This window comes from Nitrosomonas communis (assembly GCF_001007935.1).
Lineage (GTDB): Bacteria > Pseudomonadota > Gammaproteobacteria > Burkholderiales > Nitrosomonadaceae > Nitrosomonas > Nitrosomonas communis.
On the sequence record NZ_CP011451.1, the window covers coordinates 2453472 to 2470520 of the forward strand.

Sequence of the window (17049 nt, forward strand, 5' to 3'; positions counted from 1 at the left end):
TTGTAGAACGCAAAGAGATGATTGAGCCCCATGGCAAACTTAGTCAAACTCGTCAATGTCAGCTGCTGGATCTGGCGCGCTCAACTTATTATTATCAACCGCAACCAATCAGTAATGCTGATCTGGTTCTGCTGCGCATGATGGATGAACAGTACTTAAAGACGCCACAATATGGCTCACGCAGTTATGCTACCTGGTTTCAGCGCCAGGGAATCATGTTAGGGCGCAAGAAAGCCTCTTCCTTAATGAAGACACTCGGTATTGTCAGCATAGCTCCAAAACCCAGGACCAGCATCTCAAGCAAACAGCATAAGGTCTATCCTTATCTGCTTAGAGAACTTGTCATTAATAAACCCAATCAGGTTTGGGCTGCCGACATAACCTATGTCCCCATGGAGAAAGGCTTTGGCTATCTGGTTGCCATCATCGACTGGCATTCGCGTAAGGTGTTGAGCTGGCGCTTGTCCAATACCTTGGATACTGACTTTTGTACTCAGGCGCTGGAGGCAGCCATCCAGGATTATGGCTGTCCACAGATCATGAATACCGACCAGGGCGTACAGTTTACCAGCGAAGCATTTACCTCCATACTAAAAGATCATCATATTCAGATCAGCATGGATGGCAAGGGGTGCTACTATGACAACATTTTTGTTGAACGACTTTGGCGGACAGTTAAGTATGAGCTTTTATATACCAGAGAATTCAATAATCTGAAGGAGATAAAGCAGAATTTATCCACATGGTTTGAATGGTACAATCAAGAACGATTTCATCAAAGCCTTGACCGTCTTACGCCTGATGAAATCTACTATAGTGATCCAAGAATTGATCGGGTTGCCTGAACCTGTTTAACTATACATATCAGAGCTGAACTTTCTTTCAGGTTGTCCAGTTACAGGGAACCACATCATATAGCGAAACTACTTAGAATCAAGGTCAGGATCCTAAATTTTACTCACGTAAAGCATACTTGATAGATAAAGAGTTACTCATCAATTAAATAGGAAGTTTAATCGTTAGCATTGGACAGAATTATGAGGAGCAATTATAAGGGTTCAATCACTACCAAGCCTCACCAGCCGTTAAGTATAACGGAAAGATTAGGGTTGACAGAGGGGCTATTTTTACAAGGAGGAATTTCAATGAAAGAAAGCCAGAAAAACGAACTCTTGTATCAAGCTCTGGATTTGCAAGGAGGAATTTCAATGAAAGAAGACCAGAAAAACGAACTCTTGTACCAAGCCCTGGAAACAGAAAAAGGTGGTATCGAAGTTTATCAAATGGCGCTTCGTTGCGTAGTAGAAGAAGACCTAAAGGGGGAGTGGGAAGAGTACCTGGAACAAACAGAGAAACACCACCAAATCCTGCTGGGCGTTTTCCAGAAGCTGGGTCTTAATTCTGATGAGGAAACCCTTGCACGGAAAGTGGCTCGTCATTTTCTTGAATCATTGATAAATTTGATGAAGATGGCTCTTGAAGCAGGTGATCCTCCAGCTGCTGAGCTTGTGGCCTGTGAATGCGTAGTTATGCTGGAGACCAAAGACCACCAGAATTGGCAGCTTATCGGGGAATATGCAAAAAAAGCAGAAAGTACCGAAGCCAAGGTGCTTAAAAATGCATATGACCAGGTAGAAGATGAAGAAGATGAGCATCTCTATAGCACTAAGGAGTGGTATCGCGAGCTTTGGATCAACTCTATATGCATGAAAGCTGTCCTGTCTTCGCATGAATGAAGAGAAAAGCATGTTTATACCGCCATCCGTGCGGTACGGACGCAGAGCTCTAGTGCCCGTGTAAAGATTTAGGTGCGTGTGGTTTATGCTCTTTGAATTGCTAGGGATACAAAGAGGACCAGTCATAAATAGAAAACCCCACCGAATCAGCTAAAAATCCGGCGGGGCTTCCAACACTTTTTCTGCACTTTAGGTTTGATTCATGATAAGTACTGCATCATGAAATACTTTAAACGGCCTCTATTTATGAAACTTTAATCTTTTTGCTATCTTCAAGCATTGAATTAGAAAACCCCCACCAAGTGGGGCGGCACCTAGTGAGGGTTTTGTTTCACATTCGAGAAGTTCATGACAAATGCTACATCATGAAATATTTTTAACGGCTTTTATTTCTGCAACTTTAGGATAAAAAAGGGTAGGGGAGACACATAAAAACCATTCACGCCGAAAAATAATCGATCTAGCGCAATCGCAGCCCATTTATCGCACCATTAAACTTTACTAAGTACCTTATGATTTTGGCTGAGTGAGGGTTTTTATTTTGCCGCCATTTAGCAGAGCAGCTTCTACAGAAGCTCAGAGCATACTTTGAGCAATCATTTATAAGTCACTTTGCGAATGACTTTTTGCTCAATTACAATAAGAACAATGTGTTAACTATGTTTAAACCCCACACCCTAAAATATTCACGCGGATTTCATTACCCTCAAGGGAGAAACCTCTCGGAAGTACCTTAAGCCTTTACACCGTTTTGTCTCGCTTGCTCAAGGAAAATCTCAAAATTTAGATTTTCACCGCCGCGCGCTACAGTCAAATAACCAGTTGCTACAGTTAAATCTTTCTCACATGAATTAAGAACATGATTCAGGCACTTTTCATCCATGCCTTTAGCGGTTGCCCATGCTTGAATTTCTTTCAATGCTTCACCCATAAAGATTACGTTAATTGCCATTTCTTTAACTCCTAGTTTTTACGTTAATAAAAGAACATCCTGTTACTACTTGCCGTCTTGCTGCTGTCAAGTTCCCGCTTTGCAGTAGAGTAATAGCGCCCGCGTGCGTCTGCATCCTGCTTAAGCCTGTCGGTCAGGTAATAATGTTCAGATTCATCAATACCTATCGCGCTTAACCACTCACACACTTTCATCAATTGCCTCTGCTGCATATCAATTATTTCTGCCACTTTTGCCTCTCTTTTAATAATTTGCTGCTGTTTGACTATGCTGTTTGACTAGATTCAAACTCGCCTCTCGCATGTCGCAAGAAGTAGGCCAGCGCTTCATGGTCTGCCTTGCATCGGTCTATCACCTGGTAATGGCCTTCTTCTGGTTCGCCAATCTTGAATAACCATCTTTTAATTATTTCTAGCTGGCTTGTCGCCTGACATCTGATTCTCCTTTAATTGCTGTGTTGACCATTTTCTAAATTGCTTACACACCTATACCCCTGTCGAATTTATCGAATTTAAGAATTTATTAAGGCGATATCAGCTTATCTATTATTTTCATAAATTCTATAAATTCGATGGGGGTCTATGTCTGTATGATATTTTTATATAATAAATAAATACTTAGAATTACATTTATAGCGAATTTATAGAATTATCGAATATTTGCGGGTTTACCTGATAGTAAAATGAAGGTTTCTTCGAACCTTTGTTAATTCGTTTCATTTCTGGTGAGAGCACATTCCATTCACTTAACCGCTCAGCAGCAACCTTGAGTTTATCGACTGTTCTGAATCTTCCTTCCAGTGCTTTTTGTGCCTGGCTGCGGTTAAATTCAATAAGCCTGCTTGCTTGTATCCATTTCATCACGTGGAGTGCATCTGCTTCTATTTGATCCGCCCCAAGTAACTGGAAAGCTGTCTTTGTGTGCTCAATCAGAAGCTCGCATAGTGTAACCGCACGGCCTACTGCGTCATCATCAACGCAATTGGAATTTCTCCCTGTCTTAATCAATTGCATTAAGCCAGCAATCCGCGCACAGTTACCGGCTAGCTTTGCTCCCCATTCAGCAATGTGCTGGAGTTTGCCATTTTCTCCCAATTCGTCTTCAACTTGCTGGGCGAAATCTAACCAAAGCTCACGCGCTTTATGAGTAAAAGCAAGTATTCTGGGTGCTGGTGCAAATTTTTCTGCATCGACCAATAAATTAAGCAATTCATCATGCCACGCTCGCTTAATATCATCGGGAATAGGGGTAAGATTTCTAACATCACGACGACCTACCGTATTTTGTGGAATCGTAAATAAGAACCGCGCCAATAAGCCGGAATCATGAAACCGCTTGTCATTTGCTGCATTCTGTAAAATGCCAGGCTGTAGCATCAGGCAAAAGGTCAGTGCAGGCTTTTCCATAAATGCTTGTCTTGTTCGGCGATCAATTCGCACTGACGATCCCGAATATGCTTGAAGGAATACATCCAGAATCGCAATACCACCTGAGTATTGTCCGCTTAGAATCTGGAATATCCCGGCTTCATCAGAAATAAGCGCCATGCGCTCATGTTGCTCAACAAGCATAACTTGTAATTGCTCGGGTGTAATATCGCCAGTCATTAGCCTTGGCGATTTTAACTCATCAGGCATGGCCTCAATTTCTGAACGGATTTCATCACGAATCTTGTTTCGTTCCTGCTCATCGTCAGTTGCCCCCGCCTTTGTCTTGAGTTTCTCGATCCGTTTCTCGATCACACTACGTGTCGCTTCGACATCTGCAATCTGTCTACGCATACGATCACCTGTCAGTTTTTCCCAGCGCTTAAGGGGATCGGTTAAAGCATTCAGAACAGGCGTTTTCCTGCTTCCACTGGGTGCAATGGTTAATGTCCATATATTTAGCGGCTCAGAATAAGATTGATCACCATGCGGCGCAACTTCAAAGCGACGCTGAACCGCGGTTGCAATTGAGGATAGGGCAGGTAAGATCACAGCACTCTCACTAACCTGTAAGTTAGCAGCAAGCGCCTGCGCCATTTCACCCGCCCATGCAGGCAAAATATTCGCTTGAATAGTAGGTAATTTAATCGTGCCAGGCAGAATCAGGGGCGGCCATTCATCAGAAGGCTGTGGTCTTGTCAGAATCGCGTCAGTTGCGTTATTCCTGACCTGGGTACACTTATTATCCCTTGCCAAATCAATCGCGCTCGAGATAGATTGCCGTACCGCGTCTAGTCCGCTATACTGATGAAGGTCGTTAAAGTCTGTTGCTTTCTCTTGGCGGTTCTCACCAAAATAAGGAATAGCAAGTAAACCACCCACTGCCCGCGTGGCCTCGCGGGCTTGGGTTACTCCTGGATTTCCTTCCGTTCGATAATCATCATCCGCGCAAATCACCAGCCTTGCTTTAGGGTATTTCTTGCGTAAAGCTTGCGCTACAGGTAGAAGGTTGCCCGCATCAAAAGCAATCGTTACAGTGTAACCTGTTGCCTGGTGAATGCTTGCACCCGTCGCCCAGCCTTCACAAATGCAAATCGTATCTAGCGATTCTCCCAGCGTCGCAAAGTATGCACGCTTCCTGCCACCTGTCATGAATCGCTTGGAACCATCAGGCAAGATGAATTGAAGGCTGTGCAAAGTACCCTCAGCATCGCAAAGCGGAATTATCAATGCACTGCGTAGTTGCTTAATACCTATTGGTTTAACTTTCTTTAAAGCTAAATAAGCGTGCTTGCTATTAGCATTCCCAGCTCGACTCCACAAAGCATTAGCCTTTTTACGTGTAGTTTCGTGCAATGCAGCTTCTTCTGCTTCCCGCTGCTTTTTTATTTCTGCTAATCGCTGGCGGTTTGCTTCTTGTTCAGCCGGGGATAGCTCGTTTGATGATTTGATACACCAAGTATGGTGTTCTCCTGTCTTCCAGCTACCAAATGCTCCCGCTGGTATGTCATCAAGATGCAGAACATACCAGCCGGACCGCTTACCAGATTTATCATCCTGACTAGCAAAGCGGTGTAGTTTGCCATCAGGTACAATCCCACGAATGGGGTTCAATCCAGCGGCACACATGGCTTCAGTGAATTGATTGATAACCTTGATCATGTGCTACACCCCCAAAGCTTCACGTATTACTAGCAAGTCGCGATGACGTTCTTCTTCGGTTGCGCCTGGTCTTAGGTTTGCGTAGTTGCTGCGGCATGAACGAAAGATAGCTAACCGAAAATCAATTGGCAGATCGAGTAATAAAAATTCTTTATTGATGGCGCGTTCAGTTATTAAGCAGCGCTCCAGTAATCTAGCCGCATAATCCACAGAATCCGCCAGCATGTATTGACCAATAAGTTCAGGGTGTTCATATAAGCACTTCTTGCCTAAGCGCCGTTCGATTTCGTCACAAGCACGACTAAAGCGATCAGAAATAATGTTGTCGCTGGTTTTTGCAATTTCATCAATCATTGCAACCTCCCGATTGGTTCGTAAGAAATCGTATTGCTATTTCAAAATCTTGCACACAAATTTGCATGAAAGCAGCAACCAATTCAGGATGTTTAGACGCGTAGCCATCGCCAAGCCGTTCGTCAATAGCTCTCACAGCGCGATTCAAATATGTTTCTGTTGTATCGCCTGCTTGTCGCACCAGTTCTGAGGCGCTCATCATTGGTAATGAATTCATAGATTTTTTACCTTTAAAAGATTTTAAGAAATTAAGAGGAAAACGCTGTCACGTGGATAGCGTTAGTTTATGCCTAGAATTTTTTGATTTCTGAGACAGTCCAGGCTAAACAAAAGAATCCGCCCATATCACGGGCGGGATTTCGTTATATCAAGTTGACTCTGTTTACCAAAAATCATGCTCAGCTTTGAATTTCTTGATAGCTGCATCAATATCAGGTTTTGATGGGGCTGGGAATGCGCTTGCTACGAGTCCTTGCCAATTGGGCGTGTAATAGCCGCTACAAGCTATAGCTGCATGTGCTACAAGGAGCTTTTCTATGATCTTTTTGTTATTGGCAGCCAGTTCACCTGCAATGGCTTTCTGGATGTCATCGCAAAGACAGCGTCTGTAGAAAGTTATGCTCCGGTCAAGATCCCTTATCTCCCTTTGCAGTTCATCCTGCACCTGTGGTACCAGCTCTAACCGTTGCCTTACTTTGTTTAATTCGTCTTTTGTCGCATAAGCCTCACTGTATTTTTGATTAGCTTCTACTTCGTCAATTTCACCTTTAATTGCTGCTTTGACGGCTTTTTTGATATCTACGTCTGATCGATCTAACTGGTCTGCCAGTCTGGCCTCCAGAGCAATATCTTCAAGATGCTTCACCTTAAGCAAGGATTCTTGTTCGGTTAAGCGTTTCATATCTGCGAGCGCTTTTTTTAAAATTTCTACGGAATATCCGGCCATTGTTTTATCTCCTGATTATTTGAGTTTATGCTGCTTGGTGTGGGTTGCTGCTGCTTGCTGAACAGGTCAAACGCCCATGACGCGCTTAATTTCTTTTACTGGCCATGCTAGACGGCCATTAATTCTAAGTGGAGTGATTAAGCCATTCTCGTTCATTGCCCATATCCGCATAGTCTGCGGTTTACGGTTGAGGTAATAGGCTGCTTCTTCTGTGGTTACAGTAGGACGGGTTATTTCTTCGAGGGGAGGGAAACTTTTTTCTGTTGACGTTACCCCAGAATGGGCAACCTGGTTAGAGGGATAAGCTTTTTTTACCAGCTCATCAATATTAATTGCTGTTGCTGTTTGCATTTTGAATCACCTTTCTTTGTTGAATTGAGGTGATTCATTGTCTAGCAACTGAATATATTTACCGCCATCTTTGGCGATTAACGGCGGCTAATGCTCTTTAATGGCGGTTAAAGGTTATTTGGCTGGTTGTTGCGGCGCTTCAGCCTTTTTTCCAAGGCGTTTTTAGTTAATTTATCTGGTTTGTTGCGATCATTCGTATAGCATAACGCCCCATCTTCGCTAATAACCCCTGAGAACGGCGGGGTCTCAGACAGCGCCAATTCTTTCAATTTCAAATAGACAGCAGGGAACATCGTAGTGCCAGCTTGAGCGATTGCACTATCTATTGCTGGGTCAAGAGTATTACTGCGAAGCTTATTCGTTTTTATTGGCGGGTTGATTGTTCTATTAAGTGTTGGCTGTTTTTGCTCATCTGATAACAATGGAAGAAACGGTTTGGCTTCTTCCTCTTTAAGGTGATCAAAATACTTTGTAATAGAATCATGCAATTTATTTACTGCCTGATCTATACAAGGTTCGCTGCCACCTTCAAGCGCTAGAAAGTGAAATCCTAGATACATCAACAGCTCACTTGCAGCAAGTTGCCTTGGAGTAAGGATGGTAGCTTGAAGATTGTAAAATAGTTCATTCCCTACCTCTAATGCATAATCTCCCCATGTTTTTTGAATTTCTGGTTCGCTCTTAATAGTGACTATCCTCTCTTTGGTAGAACGAACACCTCGTGCCCAACCATCAAGTAAATTGATGCTCTTTTTCTTTGTAAAATATCCCTCAGGTATAAATTCTTTGATATCGCAAAGTACCTGAGCTCTTAATTTAATTAACGTAGAAGCATGGCGCGAAGACCAATCCATAAGTATTCCTTCAAGCGCCTTTTCTGTCCCAAACTGGGGGCGGTTTAACTCGTTCATGTTGGCAATCTTTCCAGCGGTTTGATATTGGGAATAGGTTGCTGTTTTGCCTGCCACAAATCCCACTGTGTTTGCATTTCTAGCCAAATATCGGGCGTTGTGCCAAGCCAGGCGGAAAGGCGTAGCGCCATACCAGCCGTTATACCTGCTTTAGCGTTCAGCAATTTGGAAAGGGTGACGCGGGAAATTTGCAATTCTTTTGCTGCTTGCGTTACCGTCATCTCTTCTGGTAGCCATTCGCGTAATACTTCGCCTGGGTGGGCTGGATTGTGCATTCTGCTCATGTTTATTTTCCTAACATGCGAAAAGCTTTAATCATTGTTGAATCGTATACTGTTAATTAACACATATCAACACATGATAATATAAATCAATGATGCTTGAATAATTGGTTCTATCGGTTCATTATTCGCAAACTTGCTTTAGTTGATGTAAATTCAATTCCGGCCTCTTGCAATATCCAGGCTTCAATTTTGACATGCCACATTCTCAGTAAATCGAGTGGGCGCCGTATGTAATTCTTCTCCCTTACTCCACTTGGTTTGTGTCCTTGAATTTGGGCTGCGATGCCTGCGGGCATTTCCACCCATTCTGACAAAGTAGCGAATGATCGTCGCAGCCCATGGATAGTCAAATCCACGCCTGCTATAACACATGCTTTTCTATGCGCTATAGCAGGTTCAGTTAGCCGTCCACTAGTTGCGGTAGGGCTGCTAAATACCCATTGATTACGACGCGGTAACTGACTTAATAGATGTGATACATAAGGCGTTAATGGTATGACTCTTTGGCCGTCTACTTTGTCCCGAATAGTTAAGCTTTTCCATTGAAAGTCACAATCTTCCCATCGAAGCTGCGCTAACTCTTCACGACGTGCACCAGTCAATAAAAGGGATTGCAGATATACGCTAATGACAGGATTTTGAATTTGCTGAACTGATTTAAACCATGCGGGCAGTTGCTCACGTTGGAGCACATCGTTTTTTGCTTTTGGCTTGCCTGTTATTTCTTTGATACTCCGATTTTGCGCCGGATTAGTTGTGACTATCTCTTGATAGACAAAATGTTTGCCACACCAGAAAAGAAAGGCTCTCAATAGCCGCACTGATAAGCGAGTGCGGGTTGGCCTCTTAATAGCCTCTGTTTTAGCCCACTCTTCTATTCGTTGCGCTGTTAGATCAATAAGTCTCAGATTTGCTAACGAAGCAAGCGAACCAGGTACAGTTAATTCAGAACTACGGCTCCGTGCTTTTCCGCCCGGGTGCATGACTTTAGTATGGTCACGATAATGAAGCTCAGACCAAAATGGCCTTCTTGCTTCAATATATTCATCCCACACAGTTTGTACCGTTATTGATTCGCGCCTCTCTTTCAATTTTATGGCTTTGGCTTCGGCTTGCTTTGCTGCCTCTTCCTGCGCTTTTAATTCTCTTGGGTCATGCCCTTGGTCGATTAGAATTTGCAGACGCCGTGCTTCAGCTTGTGCCTCTGGAATACTCCACATGCAAACATCGCCAATTGTCACACGCATTGTTTGACCTTTAACCTTGGATTGAAAGATATAACGCTTGCGCTCTGAATTGGGAGTGGCTCGTACTCCTAACCCATATACTTCATTACACCAAAGGAAAGCTTGTGGTTTGTCTATTGGGCATTGAAAAGATGCGATCCTTCCTGCTGTCAGTTTGATTTTTGACATAGTCCTTGCGTCAAATTTGTAACCAGTTTGTAAGAAGTTTTGATGATTTGTAACCGTTTTGTAAGCAGATTTTTTAATTAAAGATAAATGCAAATCAACATTATTATAGCCATAACATATTGATTCATGTTGAAAATAGTTAATTTATTGAATAACAATCAACAATGATAAATGGTTATTTTTTGAGACTGAAAATCCTTGTGTCGGTGGTTCGATTCCGCCCTTGGCCACCAATAAAATCGGGCACTTAGTCATAACATGGCTAAGTGCCTTTCTATTTTCAGGCTCTCGTTTAGAAAAATAGTAAGGAATGATGTGGTTCCCTGTAACTGGACAACCGGGGGTAGATATACCCAGGTATGGGTGTGGCAGGAAAAAAATGTCACAATTTTGTTGGCGTGCTGCTTGCTTTGGAATGGAACGAACTACTGAAAAGCTTTGCCTGACATAATAATAGATCAACATGCGCTGGTAAAAATCAACGCGACGACAGGGGTAAAAATAGCCAAATACTAAATCACGGTGAAGGGAAGAATATCGGCAATGCAGCCAATCACAACAGGTGCGCTACCTGTCATACGAACGGCCGCTGGCCGACCAGCAGAATCATCGTATTGCGACCCAAACCGAACGATCATGACCAACAATGTGGCGAAGATAAGATCCGCGCGTAATATTGAGACGTTGCCGCTTCGACTCTGACTTCTGATCAAGCAACTATGACATTATCCCTTACCGAATAGACCTCCAAGACTCGCCTTAATTTCACTTTCCGTTCTACCTAACTTCACGAGAAGGCTGATATAGTTTTCCATGACAATGCGGAAGTGCGGATACTCCGTACCTACACTTTCGATGAATATGGCCAGCGCGCGTCGTATCAGCGGCTCAGCCTCAGCCAGGCGGTTGGTATCCTTAAGCAGTCCCGCTAGATTGTTGAGGCGAATAGCGACTTTGGGGTGATCCGCTCCGAAGCTAGCCTCGTCAATGGCCAGCGCGCGCCGCATCAGCGGCTCGGCCTCAGCCAAGTGGTTGGTGTCCTGAAGCAGTTGCGCCAGGTTGTTGAGGTGGATGGCAACGTTGGGATGATCTGACCCGAAGCTGGCCTCGTCAATGGCCAGCGTACGCCGCATCAGCGACTCGGCCTCAGCCAGGCGGTTAGTGGCCTTAAGCAGGCATGCCAGGTTGGCGAGGTCGCGGGCGACGTTGGGATGATCCGCTCCGAAGCTAGCTTCGTCAATGGCCAGCGCGCGGCGCACCAGCGGCTCAGCCTCGGTCAAGCGGTTGGTGGATTGAAGCAGTCCCGCCAGGTTGTTGAGCTTGCGGGCGACTTCGGGATGATCCACTCCCAAGCTAGCCTCGTCAATGTCTAACGCACGCCGCATCAGCGGCTCAGCCTCAGCTAGGCGATTGGTTTCCAGAAGCAGTCCTGCCAAGTCGTTAAGGTCCAGGGCGACTTTGGGGTGATCCGCTCCGAAGCTAGCCTCGTCAATGGCCAACGCGCGGCGCATCAGCGGCTCGGCCTCGGCATGCAGCGACTTGGTTAGGTACATCAACCCCAGCTGATTCATCAGTCGAGCTGCAGGCAAGGCGATCCCAGCGGCATCTGCATGCTCAACTACTGACTGGGCGTGCGGTAGCAGTGGGTTTAGGACTGGCCAGTTTCGTACATCCTGCGGATCACCGACAAAGGCGGCATCCAGCCATCGCAGCGTTTCAGTCAAGCGGATATGTTCTGAATCATCGCATTGGCGCCGAGTGATTTCCTGCACCAGGCGGTGTACGCTAAAACTCGGACTGTCAGTGGCGCGAGTGACCAATGAGTAGGATTCCAACTCGGCCAGCGCGGTGAGTGGATCGGACTCGCTTTCTCCCTCCACCACCCGTACATCGAGCAGAGATTCCGGAATCGGAGCAGGACTTAGCCAGGCCAGACGCTGCAGCAATTGCCGGGCGGATTCGCCGAGTTGGTCGAAGGTGGTCTGCCAGGTCACGGCGACACTTTTAGGATACTGCATCAGGCGCGAATCGTACCAGCTCAGAACACTATCACTCTGGCTGTGCCATTTCTCAAGATAGCCCTTGAGGGTGAGTCGATTTTGGAATATATAGGCACCAGCCTGCTCCAGGGCCAGGGCCAGGCAACCAAGTGTTTCCGCCAGGATGCTTGCTTGAGCGTTATCATCGGTTAGCCGGCGACGTTTGCCGTCGGTACGCTCCAGCAGGAATTCGATAGCTGCCTCGATTGACAGGAGGTCCACTGGCAAAACCGACTTACTACCGCTCCAGTTTACTAGCCGGCTGGTAACCAGGAGGTGTCCACCAAACAATTGCGGCACCAAATCTTCGACAGCTTTCGCGACTTCTTCCGTGTCCACGTTATCCAGGATCATCAGCCAACCAGGATTCTGACGCAGCCAACTGAGCACAGCATCGCGCTGTCTGCTTTCATCAGTTTCGCGCTGCTCCTCCAATTTGAAGGTATGGCACAGCGCTGCCAGGTTACGTTGCAGTGCTTCCACGCTGTTAGCGTCGACAAAGAGCAGTGCCATGTAATCTTCACCGCGTCGCCAGGCATATTCCAGGGCCAGCCGAGTCTTGCCGATACCGCCAAGGCCGCTCAGTACACGAGTGACTACCGGTGTTTCATCGTTTTCAAGAACAGGACCCAGGCTCCGGCTTAGGTAGTCCAGCCAGGCACCCCGGCCTTTGAATAACCCACCAATGCTTGCGATAGGAAGAATGACGGGTTTCTTGAGTGCACCGGCGCGAGCAAGGATATCGTGCAGCTTGGAACGCAGTATTTCTACTGCTAGCCGATCAGGGTTAGCGAACCTGATCTCCGGATAATGCTCGAGTGCAGCCAAGCGTGCGAGGTGCTGCTGCTGTTGCTTGCGTTGTTCCTCGTTCGGCTGGTATTGCGCGTCGCGCGGCGCACCTGCTTCAGGTATGGCAATGATCAATCTCTTGCGGTAATACAATGCCAGCCACGCCTCCCACTGTGTGTAGGAAAGTGCTTGCGCCCCAGGCTCTAAAAAGGGATGAAGCGGTGGCAGTCGTTCTGCAAGTTTTGGGCACTGCTTCAGGATGAATGCTAAGGAAGGGGCTTGTGCCAAGGCGCCGGTCATATCGCCGACCAAATGGATCACCGCATCGCATTGCTGGAGGTATTCATCCAGCTTATCCAAGGTCTCGGTGCCGGTCGCGATGAAGTCCTCCTGCACCTTGACCGTAACATTAGGACGTTCAAGGTCGTGCCGTAAAGCATCACGGTAACTGCGGAACTCTGCGCTAACAGTAGACAGGAAGATGCGAATCTGTGTCATAGCTGTTTTTTTATGGCTAATAAAGATAGTTCCAGTATTGCTTCTTTCTTGTCGAAAAGCAAGAAGCTATAACATACCATCATATCGGTTTAATCTCATTCCTACGTCAGAAGAGCCTTAATTTTCCACCAAATTGCCTCTTTGCACTTTGCTCCCTCCAGCCACCGATACACCTGCCTAGAACTTCTACCGAGTGCATGCGCCAGCTTGGCAATCGTCCACCCTTGCTCAATCAACTCCTTCAGAGCATCCGCGGCAGAACTCGATTGCTGTTTCGAATGGATAAAATTCTCAGATATCAACAAGTTTCGCTCTTGCCCAAAACGTTGCAGCAGCTGGGTATATCGCTCCTTGACAGAATAACTCACCGACTGACCAGAGAGCAGGTTGCTTAACGTTTTATCGCTGATCCCCAGCTCATTACAAAGTTCTTGTCGGGTTAATCCAGAGTTCAACAGCGTTCGACACGGCTGATCAAGCCAGATGGTCAAACCCTCAGGATCTTCGATAGCAAAGGTTTGCGACTCTTCCTCACCCATCAATGTCGTACCATTGGATTCCCCATCTTCGGAGTAACTATAAAGCGTTTGGGTTTCCTTGCCACAATAAGCAAGGCTTTCGACCATCACCGGCTGTTTCTGCAGTTGGCCAATCCCCTGTGGTGGATAGGCTTTGTGTTCGGCATGCGCAAAGTAGTGCCACACCTTTTCCGCCAGGGTCGCAGTCGGCGCATGAGGAACGTGCTGATGGGTATCCTTGCGGGTAAGGTGCGCCATGATTTCGTCCATATCAGTGGAAAACGGCGCGTAGTAGCCCACCTCCATTAGCTCTGGTTTAACCTGAACAGGCTTGCCGGTTCGCCGCATCCGTTCGTGGATCATCCAAGGCTCAATGCCTGGCAGCGTCACAAAGAACGAGCAGGGACGGATGTCCGGAATGCTTTCGACCCGTTGATAAACCTCCCACGTCGAAACGGTTTCCTTGGAGATGGCAGGTGTATCACCCAGCAACCCGTATATCTCCTCATCGAGGATCATGTCAAGCTCATCGTTTATGGGGCCTGACTCGGCTCGGCGAATCGCCATGGTCCATAAGTCATCGATCCAGCGGGCGGTGCAAATGGGCTCGTCATCCTTCGCATAAGGTACCGGCAGCTTGGAGCGATAGCCGGGAGGATTAAGATAACTACCAAGCCCGTGATTAGTACATTTACGCAGCCTGATACCTTCTTGCCATTGTCCATGATCATCTTTCCAGCGCTTGTTATAAAGTGCATAGCGCTTGCTTGAAACAGCCAAAACATATAAAGGCTCTGGCTCATCATCGACAACATTGACCTCTTCACTTTTTAAGAGTGGAATGCCCGCGTTATAAGGTGACAGTAGATTGACCATTGTAATGATGTCTTCGATGTAGTGATGAAAGGTCTCCCTCTCCATACTATCGGGTCTGATAAATACCATAGAATCAGTATCCCCTAATGCATGGCTGATACCACGATCCCGCCCAAGACGTTCAATCAAAGCAAACAGCAGACGCCCACCCCCAGTGATGAAACTTGCGATCTCGCCCGCATAATGTTTTCCAGGGGTTTCAAATTGTGTGGTTTTGCACGGACGAGGTAATCCTTGACCAATATGAAGTTGAATAGACCGCGGCACTTCGAAAGGATCTTCCTCAATGAATTCAGCTAATACGCCATAACTAGTCGAATTAGCAAGAAATTTCAAACCCTGTTCCATTGATTCCAGTTTTTCAATTTTTTGTTGATCGTAATTTAATACGCTATCTTGTTTTTTCTGAGATTTTATTTCTGTTTTGATTGCCTGGCGCATTTCGATGATGGTTTTGAACAAGTCATCTTTCTGCAAATCGATAGCGTAACCTTCATCACCAAAGATACATTTAGGCTGAGTTGGCACTATGCCCTGTGGAATAAGCTCATAGGCTTGCTCGATTACTGGAATTTTGCTGGGGTTCATCAGCACCGCTGCGCAGACATCGGCTAGCGTGTACCAAATGGCGTCGGTAGCAAAAACAGGCGTTACGGCAATGTTAGGGGGATCGGCGGGCCCTGCGAAACGGGCTCTCACGGGCAAAATCTCGCCCTGAGGAATCAGCTTAACCATTGAACGCAGTTTTGGCCATATGGCGGGGTCTAATAATGTTTCCGGCGATAAATCTTTTAAGAGTACTCTCACCCAGTCCGTGTTATCGCGTCGTTCAATTTTTTCTGCCAACAATAAGGATTGATTTCTCATTAACGCATTGACCGACGGGTATTGTGAAGTGAAATCCACCATCATGCACTCCATGGAGCGCAGGCGCACCATGACCTCAGATCGTCCACCATAATAGGCTTGGCTGGCTATACCATAAAAACGCGAATCGGTGTCCGGATGTTGTGCTTGGAAACGAGGCACGCCCATCGCTTTAAAATATGCTTTACCTAAGGATGCCTCAGAAAAAATGCGTGTGATGGGAGTAGTTAAATCATGTTGCCGGTAGAGATCACGTAATCGTCGGTATAAACTGAACGTTGCACGGACATCCTGAAAAGCATAGTTTATATATTGATTACTGAGTTCTTTACCATGGAGATTCTCAGCATCAAACTTACATTCAGACTCAGGCACATCCGCACGACGACAAAGACCCTGCAAAGTAAGATCTCCAGGCCCTAGTAAGGCACGACCCAATGTAGCCATATCAAGAAATTCTCCTTCATAAGGCTTAGCAGCGTTATCGATGTTTTGGCGCACAATTCGAAACGCAAACTTGGCCTTTTTGGGTCCCAGTTTGCGCATCCGGATGTAAGGATGAAACTGGCAATCATCGGGTTGCAAATCCTCTCTCTTTTGTGGATTTTTGACTTGCCATTGCTTAATACAGTCGCACAAAATAAATTTGAACCCATTGGTATAATCTTTTCCCCCAGGCCCCCAATCTGTTGCTAGTCGAGAAAGATCGAATGGCAGGTTATGTCCCACGCATAATGCGCGCTTTTTATGAACCCAGTAGTAAAATTGTTGCTTGACGAATTGTGCAACTGGCAACAACACCATGAGGGGCTGATGTTCATCTTTCTCACAATTAAATCGATCTACCCAAGTCGTCAGTAGCATCAGCTCATCAGGATTTAGATGCGTTGGATGATAAAAACAAAAATGCCGACAAGGCTTATCAAGCTGTTCCCGAGTTAATTGCCGGGACTCCCAAAGATCAACCTGCTCAGATTTTTCTATTCCGAAAACGCTTGCAAAACCGAAGCGCAATTCATTTTTAACATCAGCAGTGGTTTCGCAATCAAACACAAAAACAAAATCTGAATACGGCTTAAAATTCTCAGCAATTGCCAATTGGGTGTTTTTCAAAGATTGCGCCCGTGAAGATAACTTTTGTTCGGTCTTCTTTTCAGGCTTGGGCGTCCTCTTTTTGCGAGCTTCTGTCTGCTCAGGATAAGCTCTCAAGATTTGCGTTACAACCTTAGGCTCTATAGGTAAGTTTGTTTCTTTCACGCCATTTTCTCCTTCGTTCTCCAATTTCCTGCATATCCTTTAACCCAAGCTCTCGCGATGAGCTTTGCTGAGTACTCCATGTCAATTGCCGCTCTGTTAGTTCAGCATGACAATTCAAACAAACATCCACGATCCAGTCAGCATTATTGCGATGCATCTCAACATGG

Annotated in this window: 17 protein-coding genes; 2 read left to right on the plus strand and 15 right to left on the minus strand. The window is 45.9% G+C overall.

All coding sequences use genetic code 11. The features are described 5' to 3' along the window. Positions 1-17: 17 nt before the first annotated feature. Positions 18-845, plus strand: a complete 828-nt coding sequence (locus tag AAW31_RS11135) for an IS3 family transposase (protein ID WP_046848692.1) — start codon at positions 18-20, stop codon at positions 843-845. 300 nt (positions 846-1145) lie between these two features. Next, the gene (locus AAW31_RS11140; RefSeq protein ID WP_200899615.1) at positions 1146-1736 is read left to right on the plus strand and encodes a hypothetical protein; all 591 of its coding nucleotides are present in this window, start codon (positions 1146-1148) and stop codon (positions 1734-1736) included. A 733-nt stretch (positions 1737-2469) separates the two neighbouring features. On the opposite strand, the gene AAW31_RS11145 is transcribed toward AAW31_RS11140, so the two are convergent. The 15 genes from AAW31_RS11145 to AAW31_RS20750 all read right to left on the minus strand — a co-directional run bounded on the left by AAW31_RS11145 (position 2470) and on the right by AAW31_RS20750 (position 17039). Beyond that, complete coding sequence (locus AAW31_RS11145) at positions 2470-2688, minus strand: hypothetical protein (RefSeq protein ID WP_046850273.1); 219 nt, start codon at positions 2686-2688, stop codon at positions 2470-2472. Between the two features lie 23 nt (positions 2689-2711). Continuing rightward, the gene (locus tag AAW31_RS11150) at positions 2712-2918 is read right to left on the minus strand and encodes a hypothetical protein (protein WP_046850274.1); all 207 of its coding nucleotides are present in this window, start codon (positions 2916-2918) and stop codon (positions 2712-2714) included. A 399-nt stretch (positions 2919-3317) separates the two neighbouring features. Then, complete coding sequence (locus AAW31_RS19965) at positions 3318-5777, minus strand: DUF3987 domain-containing protein (RefSeq protein WP_046850275.1); 2460 nt, start codon at positions 5775-5777, stop codon at positions 3318-3320. Positions 5778-5780: 3 nt separating this feature from the next. Next, positions 5781-6131 carry a hypothetical protein gene (locus AAW31_RS11160; protein WP_046850276.1) on the minus strand — a complete coding sequence of 117 codons (351 nt, stop codon included), beginning with the start codon at positions 6129-6131 and terminating at the stop codon, positions 5781-5783. Then, positions 6124-6348: an antitoxin gene (locus AAW31_RS11165; RefSeq protein WP_144412933.1), complete on the minus strand. Its 225-nt coding sequence runs from the start codon at positions 6346-6348 to the stop codon at positions 6124-6126. The genes AAW31_RS11160 and AAW31_RS11165 overlap by 8 nt, the downstream gene beginning before the upstream one ends. A 165-nt stretch (positions 6349-6513) precedes the next feature. Continuing rightward, positions 6514-7077 carry a hypothetical protein gene (locus AAW31_RS11170; protein ID WP_046850278.1) on the minus strand — a complete coding sequence of 188 codons (564 nt, stop codon included), beginning with the start codon at positions 7075-7077 and terminating at the stop codon, positions 6514-6516. A gap of 66 nt (positions 7078-7143) precedes the next feature. Beyond that, complete coding sequence (locus AAW31_RS22835) at positions 7144-7428, minus strand: DNA-binding protein (RefSeq protein ID WP_235264361.1); 285 nt, start codon at positions 7426-7428, stop codon at positions 7144-7146. Between the two features lie 107 nt (positions 7429-7535). Beyond that, the gene (locus AAW31_RS11180; protein WP_046850279.1) at positions 7536-8339 is read right to left on the minus strand and encodes a hypothetical protein; all 804 of its coding nucleotides are present in this window, start codon (positions 8337-8339) and stop codon (positions 7536-7538) included. Then, positions 8336-8623 (minus strand): HigA family addiction module antitoxin, encoded by a 288-nt coding sequence (locus AAW31_RS11185; RefSeq protein WP_046850280.1) that lies wholly within the window; start codon positions 8621-8623, stop codon positions 8336-8338. The genes AAW31_RS11180 and AAW31_RS11185 overlap by 4 nt, the downstream gene beginning before the upstream one ends. A 110-nt stretch (positions 8624-8733) precedes the next feature. Beyond that, the gene (locus AAW31_RS11190) at positions 8734-10038 is read right to left on the minus strand and encodes a tyrosine-type recombinase/integrase (protein WP_046850281.1); all 1305 of its coding nucleotides are present in this window, start codon (positions 10036-10038) and stop codon (positions 8734-8736) included. A gap of 144 nt (positions 10039-10182) precedes the next feature. Next, positions 10183-10503, minus strand: a complete 321-nt coding sequence (locus tag AAW31_RS20745; RefSeq protein ID WP_144412934.1) for a hypothetical protein — start codon at positions 10501-10503, stop codon at positions 10183-10185. 47 nt (positions 10504-10550) lie between these two features. Further along, positions 10551-10676, minus strand: coding sequence for a hypothetical protein (locus AAW31_RS23165; RefSeq protein ID WP_258920393.1), 126 nt, complete (start codon positions 10674-10676; stop codon positions 10551-10553). A gap of 87 nt (positions 10677-10763) precedes the next feature. After that, positions 10764-13364: a tetratricopeptide repeat protein gene (locus AAW31_RS11200; RefSeq protein ID WP_052752215.1), complete on the minus strand. Its 2601-nt coding sequence runs from the start codon at positions 13362-13364 to the stop codon at positions 10764-10766. Positions 13365-13465: 101 nt separating this feature from the next. Next, positions 13466-16882 (minus strand): hypothetical protein, encoded by a 3417-nt coding sequence (locus tag AAW31_RS11205; protein WP_046850283.1) that lies wholly within the window; start codon positions 16880-16882, stop codon positions 13466-13468. After that, positions 16851-17039, minus strand: a complete 189-nt coding sequence (locus AAW31_RS20750; protein ID WP_144412935.1) for a hypothetical protein — start codon at positions 17037-17039, stop codon at positions 16851-16853. The genes AAW31_RS11205 and AAW31_RS20750 overlap by 32 nt, the downstream gene beginning before the upstream one ends. Positions 17040-17049 lie beyond the last annotated feature (10 nt).

Bases quoted from the DNA above. Each gene is read 5' to 3' on its own strand.
- AAW31_RS11135 (WP_046848692.1), top strand. From the start codon at position 18: ATGATTGAGCCCCATGGCAAACTTAGTCAAACTCGTCAATGTCAGCTG.
- AAW31_RS11140 (WP_200899615.1), top strand. From the start codon at position 1,146: ATGAAAGAAAGCCAGAAAAACGAACTCTTGTATCAAGCTCTGGATTTG.
- AAW31_RS11145 (WP_046850273.1), bottom strand. From the start codon at position 2,688: ATGGCAATTAACGTAATCTTTATGGGTGAAGCATTGAAAGAAATTCAA.
- AAW31_RS19965 (WP_046850275.1), bottom strand. From the start codon at position 5,777: ATGATCAAGGTTATCAATCAATTCACTGAAGCCATGTGTGCCGCTGGA.
- AAW31_RS11160 (WP_046850276.1), bottom strand. From the start codon at position 6,131: ATGATTGATGAAATTGCAAAAACCAGCGACAACATTATTTCTGATCGC.
- AAW31_RS11165 (WP_144412933.1), bottom strand. From the start codon at position 6,348: ATGAATTCATTACCAATGATGAGCGCCTCAGAACTGGTGCGACAAGCA.
- AAW31_RS11170 (WP_046850278.1), bottom strand. From the start codon at position 7,077: ATGGCCGGATATTCCGTAGAAATTTTAAAAAAAGCGCTCGCAGATATG.
- AAW31_RS22835 (WP_235264361.1), bottom strand. From the start codon at position 7,428: ATGCAAACAGCAACAGCAATTAATATTGATGAGCTGGTAAAAAAAGCT.
- AAW31_RS11180 (WP_046850279.1), bottom strand. From the start codon at position 8,339: ATGAACGAGTTAAACCGCCCCCAGTTTGGGACAGAAAAGGCGCTTGAA.
- AAW31_RS11185 (WP_046850280.1), bottom strand. From the start codon at position 8,623: ATGAGCAGAATGCACAATCCAGCCCACCCAGGCGAAGTATTACGCGAA.
- AAW31_RS11190 (WP_046850281.1), bottom strand. From the start codon at position 10,038: ATGTCAAAAATCAAACTGACAGCAGGAAGGATCGCATCTTTTCAATGC.
- AAW31_RS20745 (WP_144412934.1), bottom strand. From the start codon at position 10,503: ATGTTGATCTATTATTATGTCAGGCAAAGCTTTTCAGTAGTTCGTTCC.
- AAW31_RS23165 (WP_258920393.1), bottom strand. From the start codon at position 10,676: ATGATCGTTCGGTTTGGGTCGCAATACGATGATTCTGCTGGTCGGCCA.
- AAW31_RS11200 (WP_052752215.1), bottom strand. From the start codon at position 13,364: ATGACACAGATTCGCATCTTCCTGTCTACTGTTAGCGCAGAGTTCCGC.
- AAW31_RS20750 (WP_144412935.1), bottom strand. From the start codon at position 17,039: ATGCATCGCAATAATGCTGACTGGATCGTGGATGTTTGTTTGAATTGT.